We start from the raw sequence: 23,112 nt of genomic DNA, 5'->3' as shown, positions 1-23,112 counted from the left end.
TTCGCCGTCGCGTCTACGTCAGGTGGCCGCCGCCAGGCGGCCCAGCCTCGAAGACTCATTGTGCAAGTGTGACCACGGTCACACCGAAGGCGCCCTGACCAGCAAGGGGCGAGCTCCGTATCAGTAAGTGTAAGGGTAGGCACGAAGGACGAAGTAGCAGGCTGGAGGCCCTGTCGGGCCTCGCCTGGTAGAGCTCCTTACGTCTTACTGCAAGTGCAAGTGAGACTTCCCCTCGGGTTGACAGCGATCGAGCAGCTACCTCATCAGGTAGGGCGTCACCGAGGGGATCGGCTTCCACGTCGGGAGTGATCGATGCCGAACTGGCAAGGCTCGGAGAGGCGTTCGCGCCTGCCGGCCGACTGGCAGAAGATCCGGCTTCGGGTCCTGCGGCGAGACGGAGGGCAGTGCACCGCGCTCACAGAAGCGGGTGCGCGCTGCGACTCGTCCGCATCCGACGTGGACCACATCCAAGCCGGTGACGATCACAGCTTGAGTAACCTGCGTTCGCTGTGCTCGTACCACCACCGGATCAAGTCGAGTCAGGAAGGTGCTGCGGCGTACAACGCCAAGCGTCGTGCAATCGCCAAGCGATTCCACCGCGGCGAGCAGCACCCCGGACTCCTCTGACCCGCTCTCCAGGCCCTCACCCGCCCGGAGAGTGAGGCGCCCCCGAGACCTCCTCTCCTCGGGCGCGGCGCCCGCCCCCTGGCTCGCTCCGGCCAGCCAGGGGGCCGTGACTTCGGTCGTCGCATGTGAGTCCTCGTATGCGTTGCGGCGGCCGGCCAGACGGCAGTGATGGTGGCAACACTGACGAAAACAACTCGCCCACCCGCGCTTACCGGGCCGCGCGTCGTAACGCCCGATGAACCCGAAGGAGGTGGCCAGTTGACTGGCTTTGAAATCGCCTGGGCTGCCTGGATCGGAGCCTTCGTCGTGATCGAGGGCATCGCCCTGAAGCGCAAGGACAAGAACGACACCCTGTCTGAGCAGGTCTGGAAGATCTTCCACACCAGACAGGGCCAGAAGAAGACGAAGACCACACAGGTGCGACGCGCCGTGCTGGTCATGTTCCTGGCCTGGCTGGTCGGCCACTTCGTGACCGGCGGCAAGATCTGACTCAAGCTGGCCCGTGACGAAAAGGGGGTGACCGGTGGGCGCTCGCGGCCCCATCCCGAATCGCGAGGAAGACCTCGCACGCCCTCGGTCACGCAAGGGCACGGACGAACAGGACGCCAAGAAGGGCCTGATGCGCAAGGTCACCGTGCCTCGCGCCGACCCCGAGTGGCACCCGATCGCAAAGCAGCTCTACGACTCGCTGAAGAAGTCCGGCCAAGCCGACTTCTACCAGCAGTCGGACTGGGCGTACGCCTACGCGCTGTGCGACGACCTGTCGCACTACAAAAAGTCGGGCAAGCGGAGCGCGCAGATGGCGCAGACCCTGTATTCCGCCCTTGGGAACCTGCTGGTGACCGAAGGCGACCGGCGCCGCGTGCGCCTCGAACTCCAAGAGCCCGAGGCGGAGATGACGTCGGCGTCCGTGCTCGCCATCGCCGACTACAAAAGGGAGTTGGGCTTCTCCTGACGAGTACGGCGTAGGAACCTGAAGCGGTACTGCCTGGTTTCAACGCAGCGATCAGCCGGCGAGTTCGCCAGGTAGTCGTTCAAGCGCTGCCAGTCTCGCAGGGCGTGCGGTAGGGATTCGTACCAGCCAACACCACGCACATTGCATCCATTGCACAGCAACCCTCGGACGCACCCGCCGCATGTCGGGCGTTCGAAGCGACAGCAGTTGTGGTCGTGGTCGATGCACCAGTACGAGCGGCCTTCGTCTCCCGCCGGCCCCAAGCCACACAAGGCGCAGACGTGCCCCTGGACTTCCAAGATCTTGATGACATCATTGACCGTAAGGTTGTGCCGCCGCGCCTGGCGGGCCATGGGGCTACAGCTCAGGCAGTGCCCTCCCACCCGTCCGCGTTCGCCGTACTTGTAAGTGGCGCCGCATTGATCGCAGTTCTGCGATGTATCGGCAGTGAGCGGGATTTTGTAGTGTCCGCGATACATGCTCGAACAGTAGCGGCGGACACTGACATCGGCTCCTGAGCCAATCTCCGCCCCCATCTACTCGGTGGGGGCGGAGATTGATCACGACCGCTTCGACCTGTACTCGTCCGGCTCGGCCACTGAACAGCCGAACCCGGAGTTGGCCAGCTTCTTCACTGCCCTTCTTCGTCACCACGCAGCTCTCGGCGAACAGAACGGAGCGCGCGGATCGCCAAGACCGCCTTGCGGGCCAGCTTGGGTACTTGATCCAACAGGTGGCCGATGACCACTGCGGCGCCCGTAGCTACGGCAACACCAGTAAGGGCCCAACGTTCAACGCTCAAGTCATCCTCCCGCGTTTGAGCAGACAGAAGCAGCCAGACATGAGGACTGCTTGAACCTGCAACACGGAGAGTTCGGCGCTGAATTGGGAAGCACCGGGAGAGCCGTGGCCATTTGAATCAGTGCATCTTACAAAACCCCACGGCCCTCTACAACTTTGGGGGTGAGCCGCGTTGCCTCTTGCGCTCACCCCCAAGGAGATCGACCTCCTGGAGCCGACGTTCATCGGCCCCACCTGGCAGAAGGACGCCTTCGGGCGTTGGGTTCTGCCGACCAAGACGTTGGGCTGGCAGATCGCCGGCTGGTGCTCGGAATGGTTGAGGTCCGAGGAGGGCGGCCCCTGGAAGTTCACCAGGGAACAGCTCCGCTTCGTTCTCCACTGGTACGCCGTTGACGACACCGGGCGGTTCATCAACCGCAAGGGCGTCCTCCAGCGCATGAAGGGCTGGGGCAAGGACCCGCTTCTGGCGGTCCTCTGCCTCGTCGAGCTGGTCGGGCCGTCGCGCTTCTCCCACTGGGACGAGGCCGGCGAGCCGGTCGGCAAGGCTCACCCTCGCGCCTGGGTCCAGGTCACGGCCGTCAACCAGTCGCAGACCACGAACACGATGGCGCTCATCCCGTCCCTCATGTCGGATGACTTCAAGGCGAAGCACGACGTGAAGGACGGCGCGGTTCTGATCCGCGCCAACGGCGGCAAGGCCCGCCTGGAAGCGGTGACTTCGTCGTACCGCGCCCTCGAAGGCAAGAGAACGACATTCACCCTGCTCAACGAGACGCATCACTGGGTGAGCGGCAACAACGGCCACAAAATGTACGAGACGATTGACGGCAACGCGACCAAGCAGGACTCGCGTTACCTGGCGATCACGAACGCCTACCTGCCCGGCGAAGACTCTGTTGCCGAGCGAATGCGCGAGTCCTTCGAGAAGATCCGCGAGGGCCGCGCGGTCGACGTCGGCTTCATGTACGACTCGATTGAGGCGCACCCAGAAACTCCCCTCTCCCCAGAGGCCCTGCTCATCGTCATCCCGAAGATCCGGGGCGACGCGGTCTGGCTCATCCCGCAGACCATCGTCCAGTCTGTTCTCGACACAACCATCTCGGCCTCACGCTCCCGGCGCATGTGGCTGAACCAGGTCGTCGCCGAGGAAGACGCGATCTACGGGCCGGCCGAATGGGACCCGCTGCTCGACGAGGGCAAGAGCCTGAAGCCCGGAGACGAGGTTGTCCTCGGCTTCGACGGCGGCAAGAGCTCGGACTCAACGGCTCTGGTGGCTCTGCGCGTTCGGGACATGCACGTCGTACTGCTCAACATTTGGGAGCACCCCGAAGGCGAGGCCGGCAAGCACTGGAACGTGCCTCGGCACGAGGTGGACAGCGCCGTACACGAGGCGTTCCGCCTCTTCGACGTGAAGGCGTTCTTCGCCGACGTCGCGCTGTGGGAGTCGTACATCGCCGACTGGTCGGAGACGTACGGCGAGCGCCTGGCGGCGAAGTCGCCGGTCGGCAAGGACGCGATCGGCTGGGACATGCGTGGCTCGCAGAAGGCCGTGACGATGGCGCACGAGCGCCTGATGCGCACGGTCTTCGACAAGAAGCTGAGCCACGACGGTGATCTGACGCTTCGTCGGCACGTGCTCTCGGCTCGCCGACGCACGAACAACTACGGCATCTCGTTCGGCAAGGAGTCGAAGGACTCGCCTCGCAAGATCGACGCCTACGCGGCCCTGATGCTCGCACATGAGGCGCTGTACGAACTCCGAGTCCGCGGCAAGAAGGTGCGCAAGCGCACCGGACGCGGCTACTTCATGTAACGACGTGCAAGTGTAGCGGAAGGTGGTGAGACATGGCCGACACCAGCCCAGCATCGCTGGCGAAGGAACTCCTCGCCATCCTCGATCGCGACGAGGGCCGGCTGGAGCGGATCGACCGCTTCATCCAGGGCAAGCACGACGACCCGTACATGCCGCCCCAGGCGGACGACGAGTACCGACTGCTCGCGAAGCGGGCGGTATCGAACTGGACGCCCCTGCTGATCGGGACGCCGGCCCAGGCCCTGTACGTGGACGGCTTCCGGCCGGGCGGCTCCAGCGAGGGCCTGCCAGCGGAGTCGTCCTCCAAGGGCGCGGCCTGGAAGCACTGGCAGCGCTCCCGCATGGACGCTCGACAGGCTGCTGTCTACCGAGGCGCCCTCGGCTTCGGCCACTCCTTCGTCCTGACCGAGAAGACCAAGAAGGGGACCGTCTCCAAGGGCCTTTCGGCCAAGAAGACGGCGGCCCTGTACGAGGACCCGGCCAACGACGACGATCCGTACGCCGCGCTGACGATCACGGCCAAGCCGAAGGGCGACACCCTCGGCAAGGCCCGGATGTTCGACGCGAAGTACGAGTACGCGGTTACGTACAAGTCGCTCGCCGACCTGGACTCTGTACGCGTCTCGAAGGGCAGGCTGCACGGCGCCTCCGAGTGCCCGGTCACCCGATTCGCAGCCCAGGTCGACCTCGAAGGCCGCACGATCGGCGTGGTCGAGCCGATGATCCCGTTGCAGAACCGGATCAACCAGACGATCTTCGATCTCCTGGTCGCGCAGACGTACACCTCGCACGAGGTGCGGTACGCGACCGGCATGGCTCCGCCCATGCAGATGGAGCTCGTTGACGAGAGCGGCAACGTCACCACCGATCCGGCCCTCGCGGTCGACAGCCGGCCCAAGCTCGACGCGGCCGGCAATCCGATCCCCGCACAGATCAACCACAACGCGCGCCGGTTCCTCTTCGCGGAAGACCCGGACGTGAAATTCGGCAGCCTGCCGGCCGGGCCGATCGCACCGCTGATCGAGTCGGTCGACATGAGCATCCGGCACTGGGCCGCGATCTCCCAGACCCCGCCGCACCACATGTTGGGTCAGATCGCGAACCTCTCCGCCGAGGCCCTGCTTGCTGCCGAGACCGCACTGAGCCGGAAGATCGCTGAGTTCCAGTCCCTCTTCGGGGAGTCGTGGGAGCGGGTGTTCCGGATCGCCGCGGAGATGGACGGCAACACGGAGGCGTACGAGGACTACTCGGGCGAGGTGCAGTGGCGCGACATGGAGTCGCGCTCGTTGGCGCAGGCCGCTGACGCTCTCGGCAAGCTCGCCGACCAGCTCGGCATTCCGAAGCGCGGCTTGTGGAAGCGCGTGCCTGGCGTGACTCAGACCGAGTACGAGGACTGGGAGCAGATGGCCGAGGAGGACGACTCCGTTGGCCAGCTCGCCAGTGCCCTGACTCGGGCCACGCCGAGCGCGCAGACCTCAGCCCCCGAGGCTGAGTTGGTCGCAGCGTGACGTCCCCGGCGCGTAACGCCGAGGCCGATCGCGCCGCAGTTGCGTTCCAAGTGGCCCTCGGTCAGATCGGGGCGGGCACCATCGACGAGGCATTCCGACTGTGGGAAGGCGTGCCGGCCGCGGGCCGGACGCTCACCGCGGGGGCCTGGTTGAGGCGGGCCGTCACGATGGTGATGACCCGGCGGCGCATGAGCCGCGACCTGGCCCGCGCTTACTACCGCCTGGCCCGCGCCTTGCGCACGGGTACGACAGCGGCCGACCCCTACCACCCCGAGCCGACGTACATCACGCTCGATGTGCTTCGCAGAGAGTTCGCAGACCTGGCCGGAGTCGCTGAGAGCCCCCAGGAGGGGCGTGCAAGTGAGTCCGGTCCCAACGCTCCAGAGTCCTCCTCGTCGGCCGCGAGCGGCGCGTCCGTGGAAGCTGGCGAGGAGCTGGACGACGAGGAAGCCGATCGGATTCTCGTCGAGGAGCTTGAAGGTCTGCGCGCTGCTGAGGAACAGATCGAGCGCGAGGCGGAAGAGGAACTGAAGACGGTCCTCGAAGCCCTCGGAACGGCGAACCTTCAGCAGAGGGTCGACACCATCGACGGCGCCAGGAGCGCTGACGAGGTCGACGAGCTTCGCGAGGAGGCCCACCGCCAGGCCGGCGCACAGCAGGCGGCAGCCGCCGAACGCGTGGCCATGAACGGTGGACGCTCAACGGTCTGGAACCACACCAGCCGCGATCGACGAGCCATCGGCTACATCAGACTCTCGCGCTCCGGCACCCCTTGCGGATGGTGCGCGATGCTCATTTCCCGTGGTCCGGTCTACCGATCGGAAGCCTCCGCGACGTACGCGGACGGCGACAAGTACCACGACAACTGTCATTGCTACGCGGAGCCCGTGTTCTCCCACGAGCAGTACAGAGGCTCGTCCGCGTACGAGCTGAACCGCCGGTACGAGGAGCTGTGGCCCAAGGTCACGCGCGGCCTGTCCGGCAAGGCGGCAGTGGCCGCCTGGCGCCGGTTCATCCGGCAGGAACAGAAGGCCGCAGCCCAGGAGGCTCGGCGACCCATCGCGAGCGTCCAGGAGGCGTAACAGTGCCCGAGCAGGAGACTCCCAGCACCGAGACCAAGGAAGAGACCGTCGAGACGCCCCCGGAGGTCGAGGCCCCCAAGGGCGACGAGAGCTCGACCGAGGAGAAGCCGGCCAAGGAGACCGTCCCCGCGGAGGTGCTTCGCCAGAAGCTCACCGACGCGAACGCCGAGGCGGCCAACTACCGCACCAAGCTTCGCGAGACGGAGGCCAAGCTCAGCTCGGCCAAGACCGTCGAGGAGTTCGAGGCGGCGACCGCGGACCTGCGCGGGCAGATCGAGACGCTGGAGCGGCAAATCCTGGTCGGCAACGTGGCGGCCAAGTACGAGTTGCCGCCCGCACTGGCCAAGCGCCTGACGGGCGCCACCGAGGCCGAGTTGGAGGCGGACGCGAAGGAGCTTCAGAAGCTCGTCGTACCGAATGCCCCAGAAACGCTCAGTGGCGGCCTCACCCCCGACAGCGGGGAGGACTTCGATCCCGTGAAGGCCGCTCGCGAGGCGCGCAAGCGCCGCTACTGACCCACCAACGCGCCTCTCTGCATCCTCAACTGACAGGAGATCCAACCAGTGCCGTACACCGAGCACGATGTCATCAAGCCGGAGAAGATCGCCGCGACTGCGGCGGTTGCTCTGGAAGAGTCCCTGGTCGTTCCCGCCGTTTTCCAGCGCGAGGGCGTCGACCAGTTCAAGGGCGCCCGCGGCGACGCCATCAACATCAAGGTCGAAGGGGTCCTGCCCTACCGCACCTACGGGTGGCGCAACGACCGCTCCACGGAGCTCCAGTTCGACACCTACGCCGAGAAGACCGTCCAGGTCACCTTCGGCGACGATGTCTACTCCGCCGTCCAGCTCACCGACGAGCAGAACGACTTCGACCTCAACGGCTGGGCCAAGCTGATGGCCAAGCAGACCGAGGCGGTCGGTAAGGGCCTGGAGTACGAGGCGGTCGACTACCTCTTGGGGGCGCCGTACTCGATCACCCTCGGCGGCGCGGTCTCCGGCCGCAGCCTGCGCAAGACGCTGATCCGGGCGCGCGAGGTGCTGAACAAGCTCCGCGTCCCGAAGGAGGGCCGCACCCTCCTGGTCGGCTCCGGCTGGGAGAACGAGCTCCTGTCCGACGAGGATCTGAACCTGGCCTCCAACGTCGGCGACTCCGAGGCCGTGACCGCGCTCAGGGAGGCGACCCTCGGCCGCCGGTACGGCTTCAACATCGTCACCTCCGACGAACTGCCGGCCGACTTCGCCGTGGCGATGGTCTCCAGCGCGTTCATCTTCGCGACCGGCGCCCCCTCAGTGCCGCAGTCCGTTCCCTTCGGTGCCGCCGCCAGCTACAACGGCGTAGCGCTCCGGTGGATTCGCGACTACGACGCGACCCGCCTGGTCGACCGTTCCGTGGTCAACACCTACAAGGGCTTCCGCATCGTCGAGGACTTCCTCGTCGGGCGCGACGCCCAGACCCCGAGCCAGGGCTTCGTCTCGGAGCACCAGCACTTCGTCCGCGCGATCAAGCTTGACCTCGACGCGACGGCCGACGTGCTGCCCGACCCGGACGGCCCGGACGAGAAGGCCCAGGAGTTGGCCGCGATCACCGGCATCGCCGGTACCGCTGACGGCGCCGGCGTCTGATCGTCTGACCGAGCGGGCAGGGTGTGTAAGTGTAGCACTCTGTCCGCTCGCTGCGATCGAAGGAGGACTGTCTTGGCGGACTTCGCCACACTCGACGAGCTGAAGGGCCGCCTGGACTGGACGCTCGACGCCGACGAGGAGCGCATCGCCACCTCGGCCCTGGAGGACGCGTCCGATCTGGCCCGCATGCATGCCGGCCGCGACTGGCCGGAAGGCAACTCCGCCCCGCGCATGGTTCGGACGCTGGTCCTGAAGGCGTGCAAGCGTCACATGAACAACCCCTCGGGCTACACGCAGTCCCGAGCGGGCGACGAAACCCTGGGCTGGAGTGACGACCAGGGCGAGAACGCCGGCACCGTCTACTTCACCAAGGATGAGCGAGACATGCTCGCCGAACTCGGCGGCCGGAAGCGCGGCCTGTGGAGCGCAGAAGTCTCCGCCTGGAACTCGCAGCGCCGCCCTGTCACGGCCGGCCTGGTGCCGGTCGCCCATCCAACGCCCGATTCCAAGCTGTTTCCCCTCTTCGCGGATGAGGAGGAGCCCTGGTGAGCTCGATGCAGCGCAGGCGGGGCGTGGTCGCGAAGATCTGGAAGTCGAAGAAGCAGACCGACAACCGCGGCAACGAAGTCATCGTCGCCGACGCGGACGGCCCGCACGAAGTGCGCTGCGCCCTCATTCCGCAACGGTCGGCTCGGGCTGAGGTGCCCGGTCAGCAGCAGATCAACATCACCCGCATGATCGTGGACGCCGACCTCGAAGGCGTGACTTTGTGGTCGCGCGTCGAAGTGCTCGGGTCGCAGTGGGACATCGTCACGCCCGCGGCTTACCACCACGGAGAGCGCAAGACGAGGCACTGGTCGATCGACATCCGCGAGAGGCCGAGCTGATGGCGAAGGTGTACCTGAAGACCAACAAGGTCGTCGCCCAGCATGCCGACGTCCAGGGCGAGCTCGAAAACCGCGCCTTCGAGGTGGGCGTTCGAGCGGAGCAGATCCTCGTCGAGCACCGCCAGGACGGCCATGCCGAGATCGACATCGAGCACGGCGACATCGACTACTACGTGGTCCTGTCCGACGAGCGCGGCCAGAAGGCGGCCCTGTCCATCGAGTACGGGCGCGAGGCCGGCGAGTACGAGGTGCGCGACCCGGAGACCGGCGAGTTGGTCACCGTCGAGTACGGCGCCATGGAGGGCCTGTACGTCCTCGCCACCGCCTCGCACCTGCCGAAAAAGCGGAAGGGCAAGGTGGATCTCGACTGATGGCCGGCCTCCCCCCTGAGATCAGGGCTCTCGCCGAGCTCTCGCCTGTCGAAGACCTCCTCCTGGCCGTGCTCCGCGAGGGGCTGCCCGGCATCTCGGTGAAGTCGCTCATCTCGAAGAGTCAGACCTTCCCCTTCGTGCTGGTCCGCCGCGACCCGTCCTTCGGGGGCTGGCCTGGCGACACGCGATTCACCGACGCCGCGCGGGTCGCGGTCCAGTGCTTCTGTGCAGACCCCAACGGCGACGAAGACGCGGCGATCCTCTCCGAGGCCGTTCGGGTCGTGCTTCGCGATGCCTGGCTGAACCAGAAGGTCTACCCCGGCCGCGGTCACATCGCGAGAGTCGACCTGTCCTCTCCTCCTCGACGAGCGACCGACTGGGCCACAGCTACCGGCCCGGTCCAGTACGCCGACCTCCCCACGGGGGTCTGGCGCTACGAGGCGGCCTACGACATCCAGATCCGCAAGCCGCGCTCCCGCCCCTTCCCCATCCAGACCCCCTGAGCAGGTGTGCAAGTGTCGCGACCTGTTCGAGTAAGGAGACCTCTTCGTGCTGAACGACGCCGCCACTCTCGTCATCGGCAGTGGCAACTACCTCACAGCCCCCCTGGGCACGGACATCCCGGCTGACCTTCTGACCCCCCTCTCTCTCCCTGGGAGGCCGTAGGGCACACCAGCCTGGAGGACATCTTCTCGATCGCCTCCGAGGGCGGCGAGGCGACGGTCATCGGCTCGCTCCAGAACAAGAGCCTGCGCACGAAGTACAGCGCGCGGACCGAGACCATGGCCCTGGTGCTCCAGCAGTTCGACAAGGCCGGGCTGCGGCTGTACTACGGCTCGAACGCCCCCGAACTGCCGAGCGGCCTCATCGGAGTTCCGGACGACCCGATCCCGACCACCTGCGCGTTCCTCGCGGTCTTCGTGGACGGCGAGAACCACTTCGGCTTCTACGCCCCGAAGGCGGAGATCTACCGGGGGGACGATCTGTCCTTCGGGGACACCGAGACGCTGGCTGGCATGCCTCTCGGCGTGAAGCCGATGGTGTACGGCGCGAACAAGTGGACGTACGCGATCACCCCGCTGGGTGGTCCCACTGCGACCGGCGCAACCGCCGGTACGCCCGGCGTCTTCACTCCGTCCGGCTCGGCGGCCCCGTATGACCTGGCCGACCTGGCTCTGGTCACGGCCTCCCCAACCACCGCGTGGACCGCCGGTCAGCACGTCGTGCTCGGCGATGGCTCCAGCGCCTCGTGGGACGGCGACTCCTGGGCCGAAGGCGCCGCAGCCTGACCCCAAACTCCCTCGGTGTGCAAGTGAAGCGGACCTCCTTGTGCGCCGAGGGCCCCCTCCCAGGGGCTCCTCTCCTGACGGTCCGCGCCCACAAACCTGGAGGTCCGCACCCCATGGCCAGTTACTCCCTCGACGACATCCGAGCCGCCGCCGACGCCAAGTACGGCTCGACCGACATCGCCCTGAACGAGAAGACCACGGTTCACCTGCTCAACCCCCTCCGCCTTCCCAAGGAGAAGCGCGAGGAACTGACCGGCCTTCAGGACGAGCTCGACAAGGAGGGCGCGGACCAGGAGGAGCTTCTGTCCCGCGCGATTCTCCTGGTCGCCGACCACACGAAGAAGGGTGAGGAACTGCTGAAGGCTGTGAACGGCGACCTCGCCGTCCTCGCCCAGATCTTCGAGACCTACGGCAAGGGCACCCAGGCGGGGGAAGCCTCGGCCTCTCACGGCTGATTGACGAGTACGGGGAGGGCCTGTACGCCGACCTCCGCTTCCACTACGGCATCGACCTGGTGGACGTGATTGAGGGGCGTGGCCCCTCCCCGTTCTTCGTCATGGCGCTGGTGCGGAGGCTCCCCGACACATCTCTCACCGTCGCCCTTGCGTCGGGCGGACGTGAGCACTTCGGCTGGGGCGTGGATCGCCACATGAGGGCCGACATCTTCGACGCGCTCAACCAGAACACGAGGGCGACCGGCCAGTGGGGCAAGGGCAAGGCGCCCAAGTTCAAGCCGTGGCCGCGACCGGCCGCCACCAAGCAAAAGAAGCAGGCCGGCAAGAAGCCGGGGCGCATCTCCGTGGCGGACATCTACAAGAAGTTCACCACCCGGAGGTGAGTCATGCCCCAGGGTCAGGTAATCGGTCGCATCAGCGTCCGCGTGCTCCCTGACACGGATCGATTCCGAAACACGCTGGAGAAGCAACTCGACCGAATCGAGAAGTCCGTCAAGCCGGTTGCCGTCCAGGCCCGACTCGACATGACCGGCTTTCAGCGCCAGATGATCCAGCAGATCCGCGAGATCAACCGGGTCAACAGGACGAACGACGCCCGCAAGATCCGCTTCCGATCGATGCTGTCCACGGACGGAATGAACCAGGAGGTCAAGAAGGCCCTTCGGGCGCTTCAGGCCCGAGCTGACGCGGGCGATCGTGTGCAGTTCAAGGCGGAACTCACCGCGGGCGACCTCAAGCTGAAGATCAGCGATCAGTCCCTGCGCGACATGACCGACCAGTTGAAGGACTGGCGCGACGACAACTCCCCACTGAAGATCGTCATCGAGCCCGACCTCTCGGCGACCGGCTCCGTGCTCACGTCGAGACGCCTCGCGATCCTGACTCGACCGCGCACGGTCTCCATCATCCCGCAGCTCAACAATGCGGCGGTCGCGAAGGTGGCCGCGTCGCTGGCCGCCCTGTCCGGCATTCGTGTGCTGAACAAGCTGTTCACGAGGTTCAGCAACATCCTGAAGAACCTCGACAAGAACGTGCCGATCATCGGCTCGATCGCGACTGCCATCGCCGGCATCTCGGCATGGGGCATCACGGCGACGAGCAACCTCTTCGCGCTGTCGGCCTCGCTCGCGCAGATCGGCGCCGTAGCGCTCACCCTGCCCGGCATCCTGGGCGGCTTCGCGGTCGGACTCGGCGTCACCATCGCGGCGTTCAAGGACTTCAACACGGTCCTCCCGCAGGTCAAGCAGCAGCTCTCGGAGCTACAGAACCAGATCAGCTCGGACTTCTGGGCGCAGGCCAAGGCCCCGATCGCGGAGCTGGCTGACGTACTCCTCCCCCGCTTCGCGCAGGGCTTCCGGGAGACGGCCACCGCATCGGGCGAGTTCTTCGGCTCGTTCGCCTCGCAGCTCACCGCGGCGCTGAACCCCGAAATCGTCGACACGATGTTCGGGTACCTCAATGCGTCGATCGCGCAGGCGACGGCGGGTACCGAAGTCTTCGCCTCGATCATCGCCCAGCTCGGCGAAGTCGGCACCAGCTACCTGCCGAACCTGGCCGGCTGGTTCGTCGACATCTCCAAGCAGTTCGACGAGTGGCTGAAGAAGAAGGGGCAGCTCGGTCTCCAGCAGGAGATCGACGCAGGGATCACGTCGCTGAAGGATCTCGGCGGAGTCCTGTACGAGACAGGCGGCATCCTCGCCGGTCTCTCCCGCGCGGCCACCGAGGCGGGCGGCTCCACGCTCGGAATGCTCCGCGACACGCTCGCCAGCATTCATCAGACGGTCGATTCCCCCGGCTTTCAGGCCGGCATGGTCGACGTCTTCGAGGCTTCGCACCTGGCGATGAGCAATTTGGCCGCGCAGGCGGGCCCCGCGGTGAAGAACCTCTTCATCGAGCTCGGTCAGCTACTGACGACGGTCCTGCCTCAAGCGGGCACGATCATCGGTACGGCGATGGGGGCCATCGCTGACGCGCTCTCGCAGCCCGCCGTGACCGAGGGCGTCAAGGCCGTCTTCACTGGCCTGCTGCAAGCGGTACAGACCCTCGCCCCCGCGATGGCTCCGCTCGGCATGGCGCTCGGCGCGCTGATGCAGGTGATCGCGGCCATGCTCCCGGCCTTCGCCGCGCTCATCACGGCCGCGATCATTCCGCTGGCCAACGCCTTCGCCGCGCTTGCTCCGACGGTCATCCCGATCGTCGAGCTGCTGGCCGGCGAGCTCACTCACGCGTTCATGCAACTCGTGCCCGTGATACAGGCGTTGGTTCCGGTCGTCGGCCAGATGCTCGGCGCAGCGTTCAGCTTCCTCGGCGCGATCCTGCCGACGATCGCGCAGATCTTCATGCAGATCCTCGCGGCCGTCATGCCGCTGGCCCAGGTGCTCTTGAGCGCACTGGCCCCGATCCTGCCCGTCTTGGCTGCGGCTCTGGGGACCATCCTCACCGCACTTCAGCCGATCGTCGCGGTTGCGCTCCAGATCATCACGGCGGTCATCACTCCGCTTCTGCCGATGCTCTCGGAGATCATCCAGGCGGTTCTACCTCCGCTGGCTGAGGCGATCGGGCGACTACTCGAAGCACTTCAGCCCGTATTCGACGCGCTGCTCGGGCTCGTCAACTTCTTGATGCCGATCCTGGTTCCGGTCATCCAGTTCATCGTCGAGCTGCTGGCCAACTCGCTGGTTGCCGCAGTCGAAGGCGTCGCCCTCGTCTTCGAGGGCCTGGTGGAGATCGTGACCGGCGTCTGGGACATCATCGTCGGCGTCCTGAAGATCGCCTGGGGATTGATCAAGGGCATCTTCACCGGCAACTTCGACACGCTGAAGGAAGGCTGGTCGCAGTTCTGGGAAGGCATCCAGTCGCTCGTGAAGGGCGTCTGGGACGCGATCCTTGGCGCCCTCAAGACGTTCCTGAACATCGGAATCCTCGGCGCCTTCGGCAAGATGTTCACCGCCCTGAAGGCCGCCTGGCAGGCCGGATGGACGGCAGTCAAAACGTTCGGCTCCTCGACCTGGAGCAGCATCAAGGGCCTGTGGTCCTCGTTCGGCAGCTCACTGTCGAGCCTCGGGTCGTCGATGATGTCGGGCGTCAAGAGCCTGATGAGCTCCGGCTGGAGCGCCGTCAAGGGCGTGTTCACCTCCGCGTGGGACGGCTTGAAGTCGGCCGTCTCCACGGGCGTCAGCAGCACCGTCAGCGTGGCCCGCACGCTCCCCGAGAAGGTCAAGTCGGCCCTCGGCAGCCTGGGCAAACTCCTGGTCAGCGCCGGAAAGTCGGTGATCAAGGGATTCATCTCCGGCATCAAGTCGATGTTCAGCTCCGTGAAGGGCGCCCTCGGAAGCCTGACGGACAAGCTCACCGACTGGAAGGGCCCCGAGTCCCTGGACCGGGTGCTTCTGGTGGGCGCTGGCCAGCTCGTCATCGACGGGTTCATCAACGGCCTGGAGTCCCGCTACGACGCGGTCCGCAAGTCCCTCTCGGGACTGACTGACGACGTGGCCGGCACCGACTTCGACATCCCCGGAGTCGGAGAGATCGGCGCGGTGCGCGGCATCACGTCCGCGATCAACTCGGCCATGGCCAGCACCACAGGCGGCGGCTCGACGAAGGTTCTCAACTACTACGCAGCGCCCGGCCCGTCGATCGGCTCCGAAGAGGATCTGTTCGCCGCTGCCAATCGGGCGCGGTTTGGATGGTGATCTGTAGTTGCCGAAACTCCTCCTGGCGAGCGAGGCTGACACTCTCGACCTGAACGAGATCATGGACAAGGGCTTGGGTTACCAAGCCAAGGCGGGGGTGACGGGCCTGGGCCTGCCCCCCGTCTCCGTCCAGTGGCTCGAAGGCGCCGGAGACGGCGCCATCTACCGGCGAAGGCGAGTCCTCGCCAGGGATATCGACATTCCGCTGGAGATCCTGGCGAGAGACCGTCGCCATCTGCAAGAGCTGCTGTCCCGGCTGGCCCTCGCGCTGGCCGGGCAGTGCACCCTCACCCTGCTCGACGACGACGGCACGCGCTGGACAACCGACGTTCACCGCGTTGGCGGCGGCGAGTACACCTACGGCACCAACACGTTCGGCGAGCGGGAGCTTGAAACCGTCATCACCTTCCGGGCTGGCGACCCGTACTGGACCTCTTCGGAGGCCCAGACGCGAAGCGTTGGCGGAACGGCCGCGGCTTCCTGGCTGTCGGGCATCGCGTCCATGCCAGTCTCCGCCTCACAGGCGATCGGCGAGATCCAGCTCAACAACTCCGGCGATGCGGAGGCGTACCCGATCTGGGAGGTCATCGGCCCCGGCAGGAACTTCGAGGCTGTCTCTCCGACTGGTGAACGCCTGGCCTGGAGCGGCACGCTCGGCGCGAATGAACGGCTGACCATCGACACGCGCAAGGGAACGGTGGTCGACCAGGGCGGCACCAACCGCTACGACAAGTTGGAAGACGCTCCGCGCTTCTGGACCGTGAAGCCAGGTGTCTCCACTGCAACCGCACAACTCATCGAGATCAACTCTTCCTCGAAGATCGCCTGTTCGTGGAGGCCCCGGAAGTGGATGGTGGTGTGAGTGCGACTCGAAGACATCACCGTCGAGGTGCGCGACAAGGAGCTCGCTCGGGTCGGCCTGATCCGGCCCGAGGAGCTGCGGCTCGAACTGACCGACAACTTCAACAACGTTGGCGACTGGAAGGTGCAGCTCGGGATCGAGAATCCGCTCTGCAATGCTCTCCGCACGCCCGGCGCTGGCCTCATCATCACCGGCCCGAACGACGTCTTGATGTCCGGGCCGATGGTGAAGTCCGAGTTCGCAGCTACTCCGGAGGACCCTGGAGGCAGCGTCACCTTCGAGGGTGTGTCTGACGCGGTCTGTCTGGCCGACGCACTCGCCTTCCCCGACCCAAGCAATCCCAATGGCGCCAGTCAGACAAAGGCGCATGACGTCAGACGGGGTTCGGCGGAGGGCGTCATGCACTCCTTCGTCATGGCGAACATCGGTCCGACGGCCCCGGTCGCCCGACGCAAGGCGCGTCTCATCGACGGCGTCAGCCTCGGGCGCGGACCTACCGTCATCAAGTCCGCCCGCTTCCCCGTGCTGGGCAACCTCCTCGCCGAAATTGCCCTGTTGGGCGGCCTCGGTTTCCGTGTCGTACAGCGTGGGACAAGTCTGGTCTTCGAGACCTACAAGATCACCGACCGCACAGCGCTGATCCGCCTTGACGTGGCCAACGGGACGCTTGCCGGGCACCGGGTGGCCATCACTCCCCCCGGCGTCACACGCGCCATCGTGGCCGGTCAGGGCGAGTTGGTGAAGCGCCAGTTTCTCCAGGTGCAGACGCCTGAGTCCATCGCCGCGGAAGCGGACTGGGGCCGCCGCATTGAGCGGTTCGTCGACCAACGGAACACGGACAAGTGGGACGAGCTCCAGCAGGCCGGCGACGAGGCCATGGAGGACGCAGGCTTCACCGCCATCAACGTCCAGGCGGTCCCGATGGAGGACACCACGATGCGCTTCGGGCGCGAGTGGGGCCTGGGTGACAAGGTCTCCGTCGTGGTTGATGGCCAAGAGCTGAAGTCCACCGTGACCGGCGCGGTCCTGCGGGCAGACAACGACGGATTCCGAGTCGGTGCCCTGCTTGGTGACGCGACCGGTTTCAACGCGGACGCGGCCCTCGCGAAGCGTGTGACAAACACCGAGGCGCGCGTCTCACAACTGGAGCGAGCGTCTGACGTAGGCGCTGCGGCCGACAACCAAATGATGTCGATCATGGGGGTGTGGTAAGTGGCCACTGCGCCAAGGAACTTCTACCGCGGCGACCTGCCACCCACTCTCACCACCGTCTACACAGTGCCCGCAGGCGCCAAGGCCATCGTGACCAACATCGTCGCGGCCAACAACGGCCCCTCCACCGCAAGCGTCGCGGTCAAGATCGGCGGGACCTTCCTCATCGCCAACGCGGGCATCGCCACCAAGGGTGTCCTCACCTTGGAGTGCAGCCAAGTACTCGACGAGGGCGATTCCATCCAAGTTCAGGGCAACGCGGTTCCCGCCGCGACCCACATCAGCGGCGTGGAGGTGACGTAAGTGGGACTCAGCGTTTGGCCAGCACCGGAGAACGCCGGGGTCGTCGGACCGACTGGAGCTCAGGGCCCCAAGGGAGAAGCCGGGGCTACAGGCACCGCAGGTCCGCCGGGTACAACTGGAGCTACCGGAGCCGCGGGCCTGGTGCAGTCGGTCAACGGCAAGTCGGCCGCGAGCATCACCCTGACGGCCGCCGACGTGAATGCCATGCCCACCAGTGGCGGCGCCTTCACCGGAGATTTCAGCCTCAACGGCTCGGCCGGCGCCTACCGACAGTGGAGTCTCGACGTCGCGGGAGTGAAGCGCTGGACGTTCCAGAAGGACGACGTCGCCGAGTCCGGCGATGGGTCCGGCTCGAACTTCCGACTCTCGTCACGCAACGACGACGGCTCCTTCAGGTCGACACTCATTTACGGGGACCGAGGCACCGGCCAAGTCGCAATCGGCACCACCATTCCACTCGGCAACGCCCGGTCCACCACGGCCGGCGCCGTTGCCGTGAAGGACGTGTCCACCGACCCGGTTGCCGCGAGCGGCGGAGCCTACTTCTACTCGAAGTCCGGCAAGGCATTCGTGAGGCAGGGCGACGGCGCAGTCCTTCAGCTCGATTCACCCACAGCGGGTGCGAAGAACATCTGGACACCGCAGGCCCTCGGCTTCCAAGCCTGGTCCGTCGACCCCGCCTCGGTGGCCGCCCCGACCCTGGGCCGCGCCGTGACGATCGGACGCACGTACTACGCCGGGATGTACATCACCGAGCCAACCACGGTCGGCAAGGTGGTGGTTCTCGCGGCTGGATGGGCCGGGTCGACGACAATCCCGGCCGCCCGGTTCTTCGCGGGCATCTACAACGAGGCCGGTGCCCGAGTCGCCCACTCCGGCACGACCGCGCTGTCCAACATCGAAGCTGCGGGCCAGACGTCCGGCACGCCCACATCCGTGAAGAACAGCCACGCGGGCGCCGTCGCCTTCCCGCTCAGCACCGCAGTCACATTGCAGCCCGGCCGGTACTGGGCTTCGTGGCAGATGTCGGCCGGCCAAGCGACTGACCTGTACTACTTCCACGTTCAAAACGAGTCGGGCACGAATCCCTCGATCTTCAACCTGCTGCCCACGGCGTTCGTTCGCAACGCCTACATCGAGGGCCTGTCCGGCGTACCTACCTCGATCACCAAGGCCAACATGCTGGTCAACCACGATCAGATGATCATGGCCCTCGCCGCGTAAGAAAGGATCTCCGCATCGTGATCACCGGAGCAACGATCGATACCTCATTCGGCGACGAGAGCAAGGCGGCGCCGTACATCAGCATCGAATTCGTCGGCGTCCCCGAGGGCCTGGGCGGCTCGCTCACCACAGAGCAGCGCCAGGCGATCATCGACGCCATGGCCGGCGCTGCTCTCCCTCTGATTCCCGACGCCCTCGGCTACGTGCAGACCACAACCCTGGACTTCACGTCATCGCCTGTTGCGCTGCGCCCCTCCGCCTGACCAACCCCTCGCCCGAAGGTCCCTGAGCATCGCTCGGGGGCCTTCGTCGTTCCGACAGGGAGAACCCCGAGTGTCCATCAGCTCCTACCCGTTCGACGGTCAGGCCGTGTCCGAAGGTCAGTACAGCTACCTCTTCCGCGAGCTCGCCTCTCACTCCGGCATCGCCGACACCGAGGGTGGCCCCGACTTCCGCGTCTACGGCGACGGCTCCGGCATGCAGGTCAAGGTAAATCCCGGCTTCGCGATCGTGCGTGGCCACGCCGTCCAGTCGACTGCGGTCGAAACGCTGCCCGTTGCAGCCGCGAGTACTGCGGTCCGTTACGACCGCATCGTTCTCCGGCTGGACCCAACGGCCAACGCCATCACCCTCGCAGTCGCGCAGGGCACCCCTGGGGGAGGCGTGCCCGCGCTGACTCAGACCGACTCGGATGTCTACGAGCTTCCGCTGGCGACCGTCAACATCCCGGTCGGTGCCGCGACCATCGGCTCGGGAGACGTCTCGCTCTCGCGGCGCTACCTCGGTAACACCGTGGGTGGGTGGGCGACCTCCACGCGCCCGGAGGGCCCCCGCACTGGGCGGCTCGGCTTCAACAACTCCACGCAGATGTGGGAGTACTGGGACGGTACGCAGTGGAAGAATCTCGCCGCGACCGTCAACTGGAACACGATCGAGGGCAGGCCGACGTCGTTCACCCCGGCCGCACACGCGCACCCGTGGGCCGAGGTGACAAGCAAGCCGACCGCCTTCCCGCCAAGCTCGCACAACCACGAGTGGGACGACATCTCTGGCAAGCCGTCAGCGTTCGCCCCGTCGACTCACTCACACGCCTGGTCCTCGATCACGTTGAAGCCGACATCGTTTCCGCCGAGCTCACATTCACACTCCGGCTACCTCACGTCGGGCAGCACGATCGCCTACGCGAACGGCTCCAAGCGTCCGTACAACAACTCGGCCTCGGGCTCCGACTGGTACGCGGTCTGGGTCGAGAACGGCGGAGACTTCTGCCGCAACACTTCGGCCGCGAAGTTCAAGAAGAACATCCGGGACTTCGAGATCGACCCCGAGTCCGTCCTGAAGATGCGCCCGGTCATCTACGACCGGAAGGACACGGTCGACGAGGAGACCGGCGCGACCAAGGAGGGCCGCAAGGACGAGGTCGGCCTCATCGCTGACGAAGTCAACGAGCTCGGTCTGAAGTGGATGGTCAACTTCATGGACGGCGAGGTCGACGGCCTCCGCTACGACCTGCTGGGCGTCGCCCTGCTCCCGGTCGTCCAGCGCCAGACCGCGCAGATCGCCTCCCTGGAGGCCCGGCTGTCTGCCCTCGAAGCAGGGCGGGGTGCCTCCTGATGTTCGCCGCAGCAGAGCAGGCCGCGAACGTCGCCCTCATCACCGCAGGAGGGGGCGTCGCCGTGGCCCTCATCGGAGCCCTCGTCGAACTCCTCCGGCGTCAGCGCAACACGATCGAGGAAGTCCGCGAGAACGTCCAGGAGGCGCGCGACCAGGTCTCCAACACCCACACCACGAACCTGCGAGACGACCTCGACGACCTGCGCGAGGACGTGCGCGAAGTGCTGCGCGTCCTCAGCCAGCACACCGAGGAGATCGGCGGCCTGCGCGACGACCTGCGCCAGGAACGCCGCGAGCGACTGGCCGTCTCCGACCGGCTCGACGACCACATCACCGCGGTCTGAGCCGCACAACCACAGGAGGAATCACCCCTTGTCCGTGAACGTCATCTCCCGCTCGTCCTGGGGCGCGAAGCCCTGGAACGGAACCCCGTCCTACGTCGCGCTCTCGCAGCGCACCGAGTTCTTCATCCACTACGACGGCGCCACCCCGATCAACTACACCGGTGTGCAAGTGCCGCAAGCGATCGAGCGCACGCACATCAACCAGGGGTGGGCTGGCGTCGGCTACAACTTCGTCGTCGACCAGGCCGGCAACGTCTACGAGGGCCGGGGCTGGACCAAGCAGGGCGCCCACTGCCCCGGCCACAATGTCTCCGGCATCGGCGTGCAGATCGCCATCGGAGGAAGCCAGGAGCCGAGCGACAAGGCTCTTGCCGCGGCCCGCGCGCTGTACGACGAGGCGTGCAGGAAGACCGGCCGCACGCTCGCGAAGAAGGGGCACCGCGACGGCATCGCGACCGCCTGCCCCGGCGCCAAGCTGTACACCTGGGTCCTGGACGGAATGCCGGCCGATGGCTACGACACTCCGACCACGCCGCCCAGTTCGGGCGGGGGCTCTGGCTCGTCGGGCTGGAACGGCAAGTCCTTCCCCGGTGCGAGCGCCTTCAAGCTCGGCCAGTCGCACGCGGCCGTAACCGTCCTCGGACAGCGCCTCGTCGCCCACGGCTACGGCCGCTTCTACAAGGAGGGGCCCGGCCCGAGGTTCACCGAGGTGGACAAGGACGCAACTCAAGCGTTCCAGAAGGCGCAAGGCTGGACCGGTACGGACGCTGACGGCTACCCCGGCACCGAGACCTGGAAGCGGCTGATGACGGCCCCGGCGAAGGGGCCCTCGACTCCGCCCAAGAGCCAGATCGTCGCCTTGAACGGCGCGGTGAAGCCGGGCGCCACGCACGCCCAGGTGAAGGAGCTTCAGCAGCTCCTCGTCAAGGCCGGCTACGGCCCAATCCCCGGCGCCTACACCACCCTCTACGGCGCAGGGACGCAGAAGGCCGTCGCGCGCTTTCACACCAAGAACCCCCACCTGAAGGGTGCGGGCCTCTCGTACGACCCGGCGATCGGGAAGAAGGGGTTCGTCGAACTCCAGAAGGAGGCCGACCGGAAGTGAGCAAGCACCGGAGGGTGAGCGAGAAGGGCCTGGGCGTCATCGCTCGGGCCCTTCCCACGAGATACAGATCCAAGGCCGGACTCGCTGCGGCCATCCTCGGCGTGGCCCTGTCGGTCGCCTCTGTCGTGGCGACCGACTACCCCCAAGCGGCCATCGCGATCCAGGCGTTGACCTCACTCGGCTTCGTCGAGAAGCCCGACTCGGAATGACAGAACGCCCCCGCTGGCTTCGTGGCTGGCGGGGGCGCTTCTGTCGTCTCACGTCTTCTTCTTGCTGGCTTCGATCTCCGCCAGCGACGTGACCTTCGGACGCCGACGAGCGGCAGTCTTCTTGGTCGCCGCCTTCTTGGCGGGTGTCCTCTTCCTGGGGGGCGGTTTGGCCGCTGGCTCGACGCGAACCGCGACCTCACCTTCCGGCCCCGCCTCGCCGGACTCGGCAAGCACGGCTTCGATGGGTGCGGCATGTTCCGCACACAGGTCTTTGGTCACCTTTCGGCCGTCCTCCACCTCAATGGTGTACGTCTGGGCCGGTACTGCGCGGTCGATGTCACATGCAGTGAGTTTCATGCGCCTCCGCCTGTCGGTGTGCATCTTGTCTCGGTCTTTACCACCATACTCCCGCGATCTTGACCGCCAACGGGTATCGTGCAAGTGTAAGCGGCCGTGTGAAGGTGAGACCAAGGGACGGGAGGCTCATGGCGGCGCGAAAGATCCAGGACGAGACTGAGGTCATTCGCTGGTTCGAAGAAGGCAAGACCTACCAGTGGATGATCGACGAGTACAAGCGCAAGTACGGCATCAACACAGTCCCCTCGATGTGGAGCAACTTCCGGCGGCGCCGGGGGTTGGATCGACGGATCGCTCGGGATGACGACCTCATTCCATGGGAGGTCAAGGAGAAGCACCGCTGGCTGTACCCGGTGGCGATGCTTCGAGCAGAGGCCCGACACCGGCAGGGGTTCCCGGTGACCGACTCCGACCGGGCGCGGCTGAATTCATGGAAGGAGATGCTTGAGGAGGAGAGCGCGGTCGTTCACTACGACCCGGACACTGAGGAAGGCTTCTTCTACGTGCCCCGGCAAGAAGGAGATGACGACCTCATCCATCAGCCGAAGACCAAGACCACGGCACGGAAAAACGCCGACCGAGACTGAACGAGCAGGTGAAACAGAACCCCCCGCATCGTTACTGCGGGGGGTTCTGATGTTGCCCAGTGTAAGAGTCGCGTGAGTGAACGTTCAAACTTTTTGTGATCGCTGTGCAACCATCCGCTCACTTCCGGAGTCGTATTTTCCGGATCACCAAGATCATGAACCTCATGTGGATGATTTGTGTAGGCAAGGGTTG

The 23,112-nt window shown here is 66.1% G+C and carries 28 protein-coding genes; 26 read left to right on the top strand and 2 right to left on the bottom strand.

All coding sequences use genetic code 11. From position 1 onward, the window contains the following. Window positions 1-312 precede the first annotated feature (312 nt). The 3 genes from OG329_RS29755 (at window position 313) to OG329_RS29745 (ending at window position 1,582) form a co-directional block, all read left to right on the top strand. Window positions 313-627 (top strand): HNH endonuclease, encoded by a 315-nt coding sequence (locus OG329_RS29755; protein WP_405799488.1) that lies wholly within the window; start codon window positions 313-315, stop codon window positions 625-627. A gap of 258 nt (window positions 628-885) precedes the next feature. Then, window positions 886-1,116, top strand: coding sequence for a hypothetical protein (locus tag OG329_RS29750; RefSeq protein ID WP_405799487.1), 231 nt, complete (start codon window positions 886-888; stop codon window positions 1,114-1,116). 34 nt (window positions 1,117-1,150) lie between these two features. Beyond that, complete coding sequence (locus tag OG329_RS29745) at window positions 1,151-1,582, top strand: hypothetical protein (protein ID WP_405799486.1); 432 nt, start codon at window positions 1,151-1,153, stop codon at window positions 1,580-1,582. Here OG329_RS29745 and OG329_RS29740 read toward each other — a convergent pair. Next, a complete protein-coding gene (locus OG329_RS29740; RefSeq protein ID WP_405802090.1) occupies window positions 1,555-1,935 on the bottom strand; it encodes an endonuclease domain-containing protein in 381 nt (126 codons plus the stop codon). The two genes, OG329_RS29745 and OG329_RS29740, sit on opposite strands and share 28 nt — an antisense overlap. Window positions 1,936-2,555: 620 nt before the next feature. Here OG329_RS29740 and OG329_RS29735 point away from each other — a divergent pair. From OG329_RS29735 to OG329_RS29630, 22 genes are all read left to right on the top strand, one after another. Next, window positions 2,556-4,196: a terminase gene (locus tag OG329_RS29735; RefSeq protein ID WP_405799485.1), complete on the top strand. Its 1,641-nt coding sequence runs from the start codon at window positions 2,556-2,558 to the stop codon at window positions 4,194-4,196. A 32-nt stretch (window positions 4,197-4,228) separates the two neighbouring features. After that, the gene (locus tag OG329_RS29730; RefSeq protein WP_405799484.1) at window positions 4,229-5,704 is read left to right on the top strand and encodes a phage portal protein; all 1,476 of its coding nucleotides are present in this window, start codon (window positions 4,229-4,231) and stop codon (window positions 5,702-5,704) included. Next, on the top strand, window positions 5,701-6,786 hold the full coding sequence (locus OG329_RS29725) for a hypothetical protein (protein ID WP_405799483.1): 1,086 nt from the start codon (window positions 5,701-5,703) through the stop codon (window positions 6,784-6,786). Before OG329_RS29730 ends, OG329_RS29725 begins: the two co-directional genes overlap by 4 nt. 2 nt (window positions 6,787-6,788) lie before the next feature. Further along, window positions 6,789-7,301 carry a hypothetical protein gene (locus tag OG329_RS29720; RefSeq protein ID WP_405799482.1) on the top strand — a complete coding sequence of 171 codons (513 nt, stop codon included), beginning with the start codon at window positions 6,789-6,791 and terminating at the stop codon, window positions 7,299-7,301. A gap of 48 nt (window positions 7,302-7,349) precedes the next feature. Continuing rightward, window positions 7,350-8,408: a hypothetical protein gene (locus OG329_RS29715; RefSeq protein WP_405799481.1), complete on the top strand. Its 1,059-nt coding sequence runs from the start codon at window positions 7,350-7,352 to the stop codon at window positions 8,406-8,408. 72 nt (window positions 8,409-8,480) lie between these two features. Next, window positions 8,481-8,957 (top strand): hypothetical protein, encoded by a 477-nt coding sequence (locus tag OG329_RS29710; RefSeq protein WP_405799480.1) that lies wholly within the window; start codon window positions 8,481-8,483, stop codon window positions 8,955-8,957. Between the two features lie 5 nt (window positions 8,958-8,962). After that, window positions 8,963-9,295 carry a phage head-tail adapter protein gene (locus OG329_RS29705; protein ID WP_405802089.1) on the top strand — a complete coding sequence of 111 codons (333 nt, stop codon included), beginning with the start codon at window positions 8,963-8,965 and terminating at the stop codon, window positions 9,293-9,295. Continuing rightward, window positions 9,295-9,666, top strand: coding sequence for a DUF5403 family protein (locus OG329_RS29700; RefSeq protein WP_405799479.1), 372 nt, complete (start codon window positions 9,295-9,297; stop codon window positions 9,664-9,666). The genes OG329_RS29705 and OG329_RS29700 overlap by 1 nt, the downstream gene beginning before the upstream one ends. Beyond that, window positions 9,666-10,169, top strand: coding sequence for a hypothetical protein (locus tag OG329_RS29695; RefSeq protein WP_405799478.1), 504 nt, complete (start codon window positions 9,666-9,668; stop codon window positions 10,167-10,169). Before OG329_RS29700 ends, OG329_RS29695 begins: the two co-directional genes overlap by 1 nt. A 279-nt stretch (window positions 10,170-10,448) precedes the next feature. Next, entirely contained in the window at window positions 10,449-10,955 is a 507-nt protein-coding gene (locus tag OG329_RS29690) for a hypothetical protein (protein ID WP_405799477.1), read from the top strand. Window positions 10,956-11,068: 113 nt separating this feature from the next. Next, window positions 11,069-11,410 carry a phage tail assembly protein gene (locus OG329_RS29685; protein ID WP_405799476.1) on the top strand — a complete coding sequence of 114 codons (342 nt, stop codon included), beginning with the start codon at window positions 11,069-11,071 and terminating at the stop codon, window positions 11,408-11,410. A gap of 194 nt (window positions 11,411-11,604) precedes the next feature. Beyond that, window positions 11,605-11,793, top strand: a complete 189-nt coding sequence (locus OG329_RS29680) for a hypothetical protein (protein WP_382643708.1) — start codon at window positions 11,605-11,607, stop codon at window positions 11,791-11,793. A gap of 42 nt (window positions 11,794-11,835) precedes the next feature. Then, the gene (locus OG329_RS29675; protein ID WP_405799475.1) at window positions 11,836-15,102 is read left to right on the top strand and encodes a hypothetical protein; all 3,267 of its coding nucleotides are present in this window, start codon (window positions 11,836-11,838) and stop codon (window positions 15,100-15,102) included. Between the two features lie 7 nt (window positions 15,103-15,109). Beyond that, entirely contained in the window at window positions 15,110-15,964 is an 855-nt protein-coding gene (locus OG329_RS29670; RefSeq protein WP_405799474.1) for a phage tail family protein, read from the top strand. Continuing rightward, window positions 15,965-17,176: a siphovirus ReqiPepy6 Gp37-like family protein gene (locus OG329_RS29665; RefSeq protein WP_405799473.1), complete on the top strand. Its 1,212-nt coding sequence runs from the start codon at window positions 15,965-15,967 to the stop codon at window positions 17,174-17,176. It begins immediately after the preceding gene. After that, window positions 17,177-17,479, top strand: a complete 303-nt coding sequence (locus OG329_RS29660) for a hypothetical protein (RefSeq protein WP_405799472.1) — start codon at window positions 17,177-17,179, stop codon at window positions 17,477-17,479. It abuts the gene before it with no gap. 141 nt (window positions 17,480-17,620) lie between these two features. Further along, window positions 17,621-18,703 carry a hypothetical protein gene (locus OG329_RS29655; RefSeq protein WP_405799471.1) on the top strand — a complete coding sequence of 361 codons (1,083 nt, stop codon included), beginning with the start codon at window positions 17,621-17,623 and terminating at the stop codon, window positions 18,701-18,703. A 17-nt stretch (window positions 18,704-18,720) separates the two neighbouring features. Beyond that, the gene (locus tag OG329_RS29650) at window positions 18,721-18,966 is read left to right on the top strand and encodes a hypothetical protein (RefSeq protein ID WP_405799470.1); all 246 of its coding nucleotides are present in this window, start codon (window positions 18,721-18,723) and stop codon (window positions 18,964-18,966) included. A 70-nt stretch (window positions 18,967-19,036) separates the two neighbouring features. After that, window positions 19,037-20,317, top strand: coding sequence for a tail fiber domain-containing protein (locus OG329_RS29645; RefSeq protein WP_405799469.1), 1,281 nt, complete (start codon window positions 19,037-19,039; stop codon window positions 20,315-20,317). Beyond that, the gene (locus tag OG329_RS29640; RefSeq protein ID WP_405799468.1) at window positions 20,317-20,661 is read left to right on the top strand and encodes a DUF2746 domain-containing protein; all 345 of its coding nucleotides are present in this window, start codon (window positions 20,317-20,319) and stop codon (window positions 20,659-20,661) included. Before OG329_RS29645 ends, OG329_RS29640 begins: the two co-directional genes overlap by 1 nt. Window positions 20,662-20,695: 34 nt before the next feature. Continuing rightward, the gene (locus tag OG329_RS29635; protein ID WP_405802087.1) at window positions 20,696-21,766 is read left to right on the top strand and encodes a peptidoglycan-binding protein; all 1,071 of its coding nucleotides are present in this window, start codon (window positions 20,696-20,698) and stop codon (window positions 21,764-21,766) included. Then, window positions 21,763-21,975, top strand: coding sequence for a hypothetical protein (locus tag OG329_RS29630; protein WP_405799467.1), 213 nt, complete (start codon window positions 21,763-21,765; stop codon window positions 21,973-21,975). Before OG329_RS29635 ends, OG329_RS29630 begins: the two co-directional genes overlap by 4 nt. A gap of 48 nt (window positions 21,976-22,023) precedes the next feature. On the opposite strand, the gene OG329_RS29625 is transcribed toward OG329_RS29630, so the two are convergent. Beyond that, window positions 22,024-22,332 (bottom strand): hypothetical protein, encoded by a 309-nt coding sequence (locus OG329_RS29625; RefSeq protein ID WP_405799466.1) that lies wholly within the window; start codon window positions 22,330-22,332, stop codon window positions 22,024-22,026. A gap of 128 nt (window positions 22,333-22,460) precedes the next feature. Here OG329_RS29625 and OG329_RS29620 point away from each other — a divergent pair, with 128 nt between their 5' ends. Then, window positions 22,461-22,919 carry a hypothetical protein gene (locus tag OG329_RS29620; protein ID WP_405799465.1) on the top strand — a complete coding sequence of 153 codons (459 nt, stop codon included), beginning with the start codon at window positions 22,461-22,463 and terminating at the stop codon, window positions 22,917-22,919. The last annotated feature ends 193 nt before the right edge of the window (window positions 22,920-23,112 follow it).

Source organism: Streptomyces sp. NBC_01506 (genome assembly GCF_045040295.1).
In the GTDB taxonomy this organism is placed as follows: Bacteria; Actinomycetota; Actinomycetes; order Streptomycetales; family Streptomycetaceae; genus Streptomyces.
The sequence above is the reverse complement of the archived record's forward strand: the minus strand, read 5'-3'. Positions and strand labels throughout refer to the sequence as shown.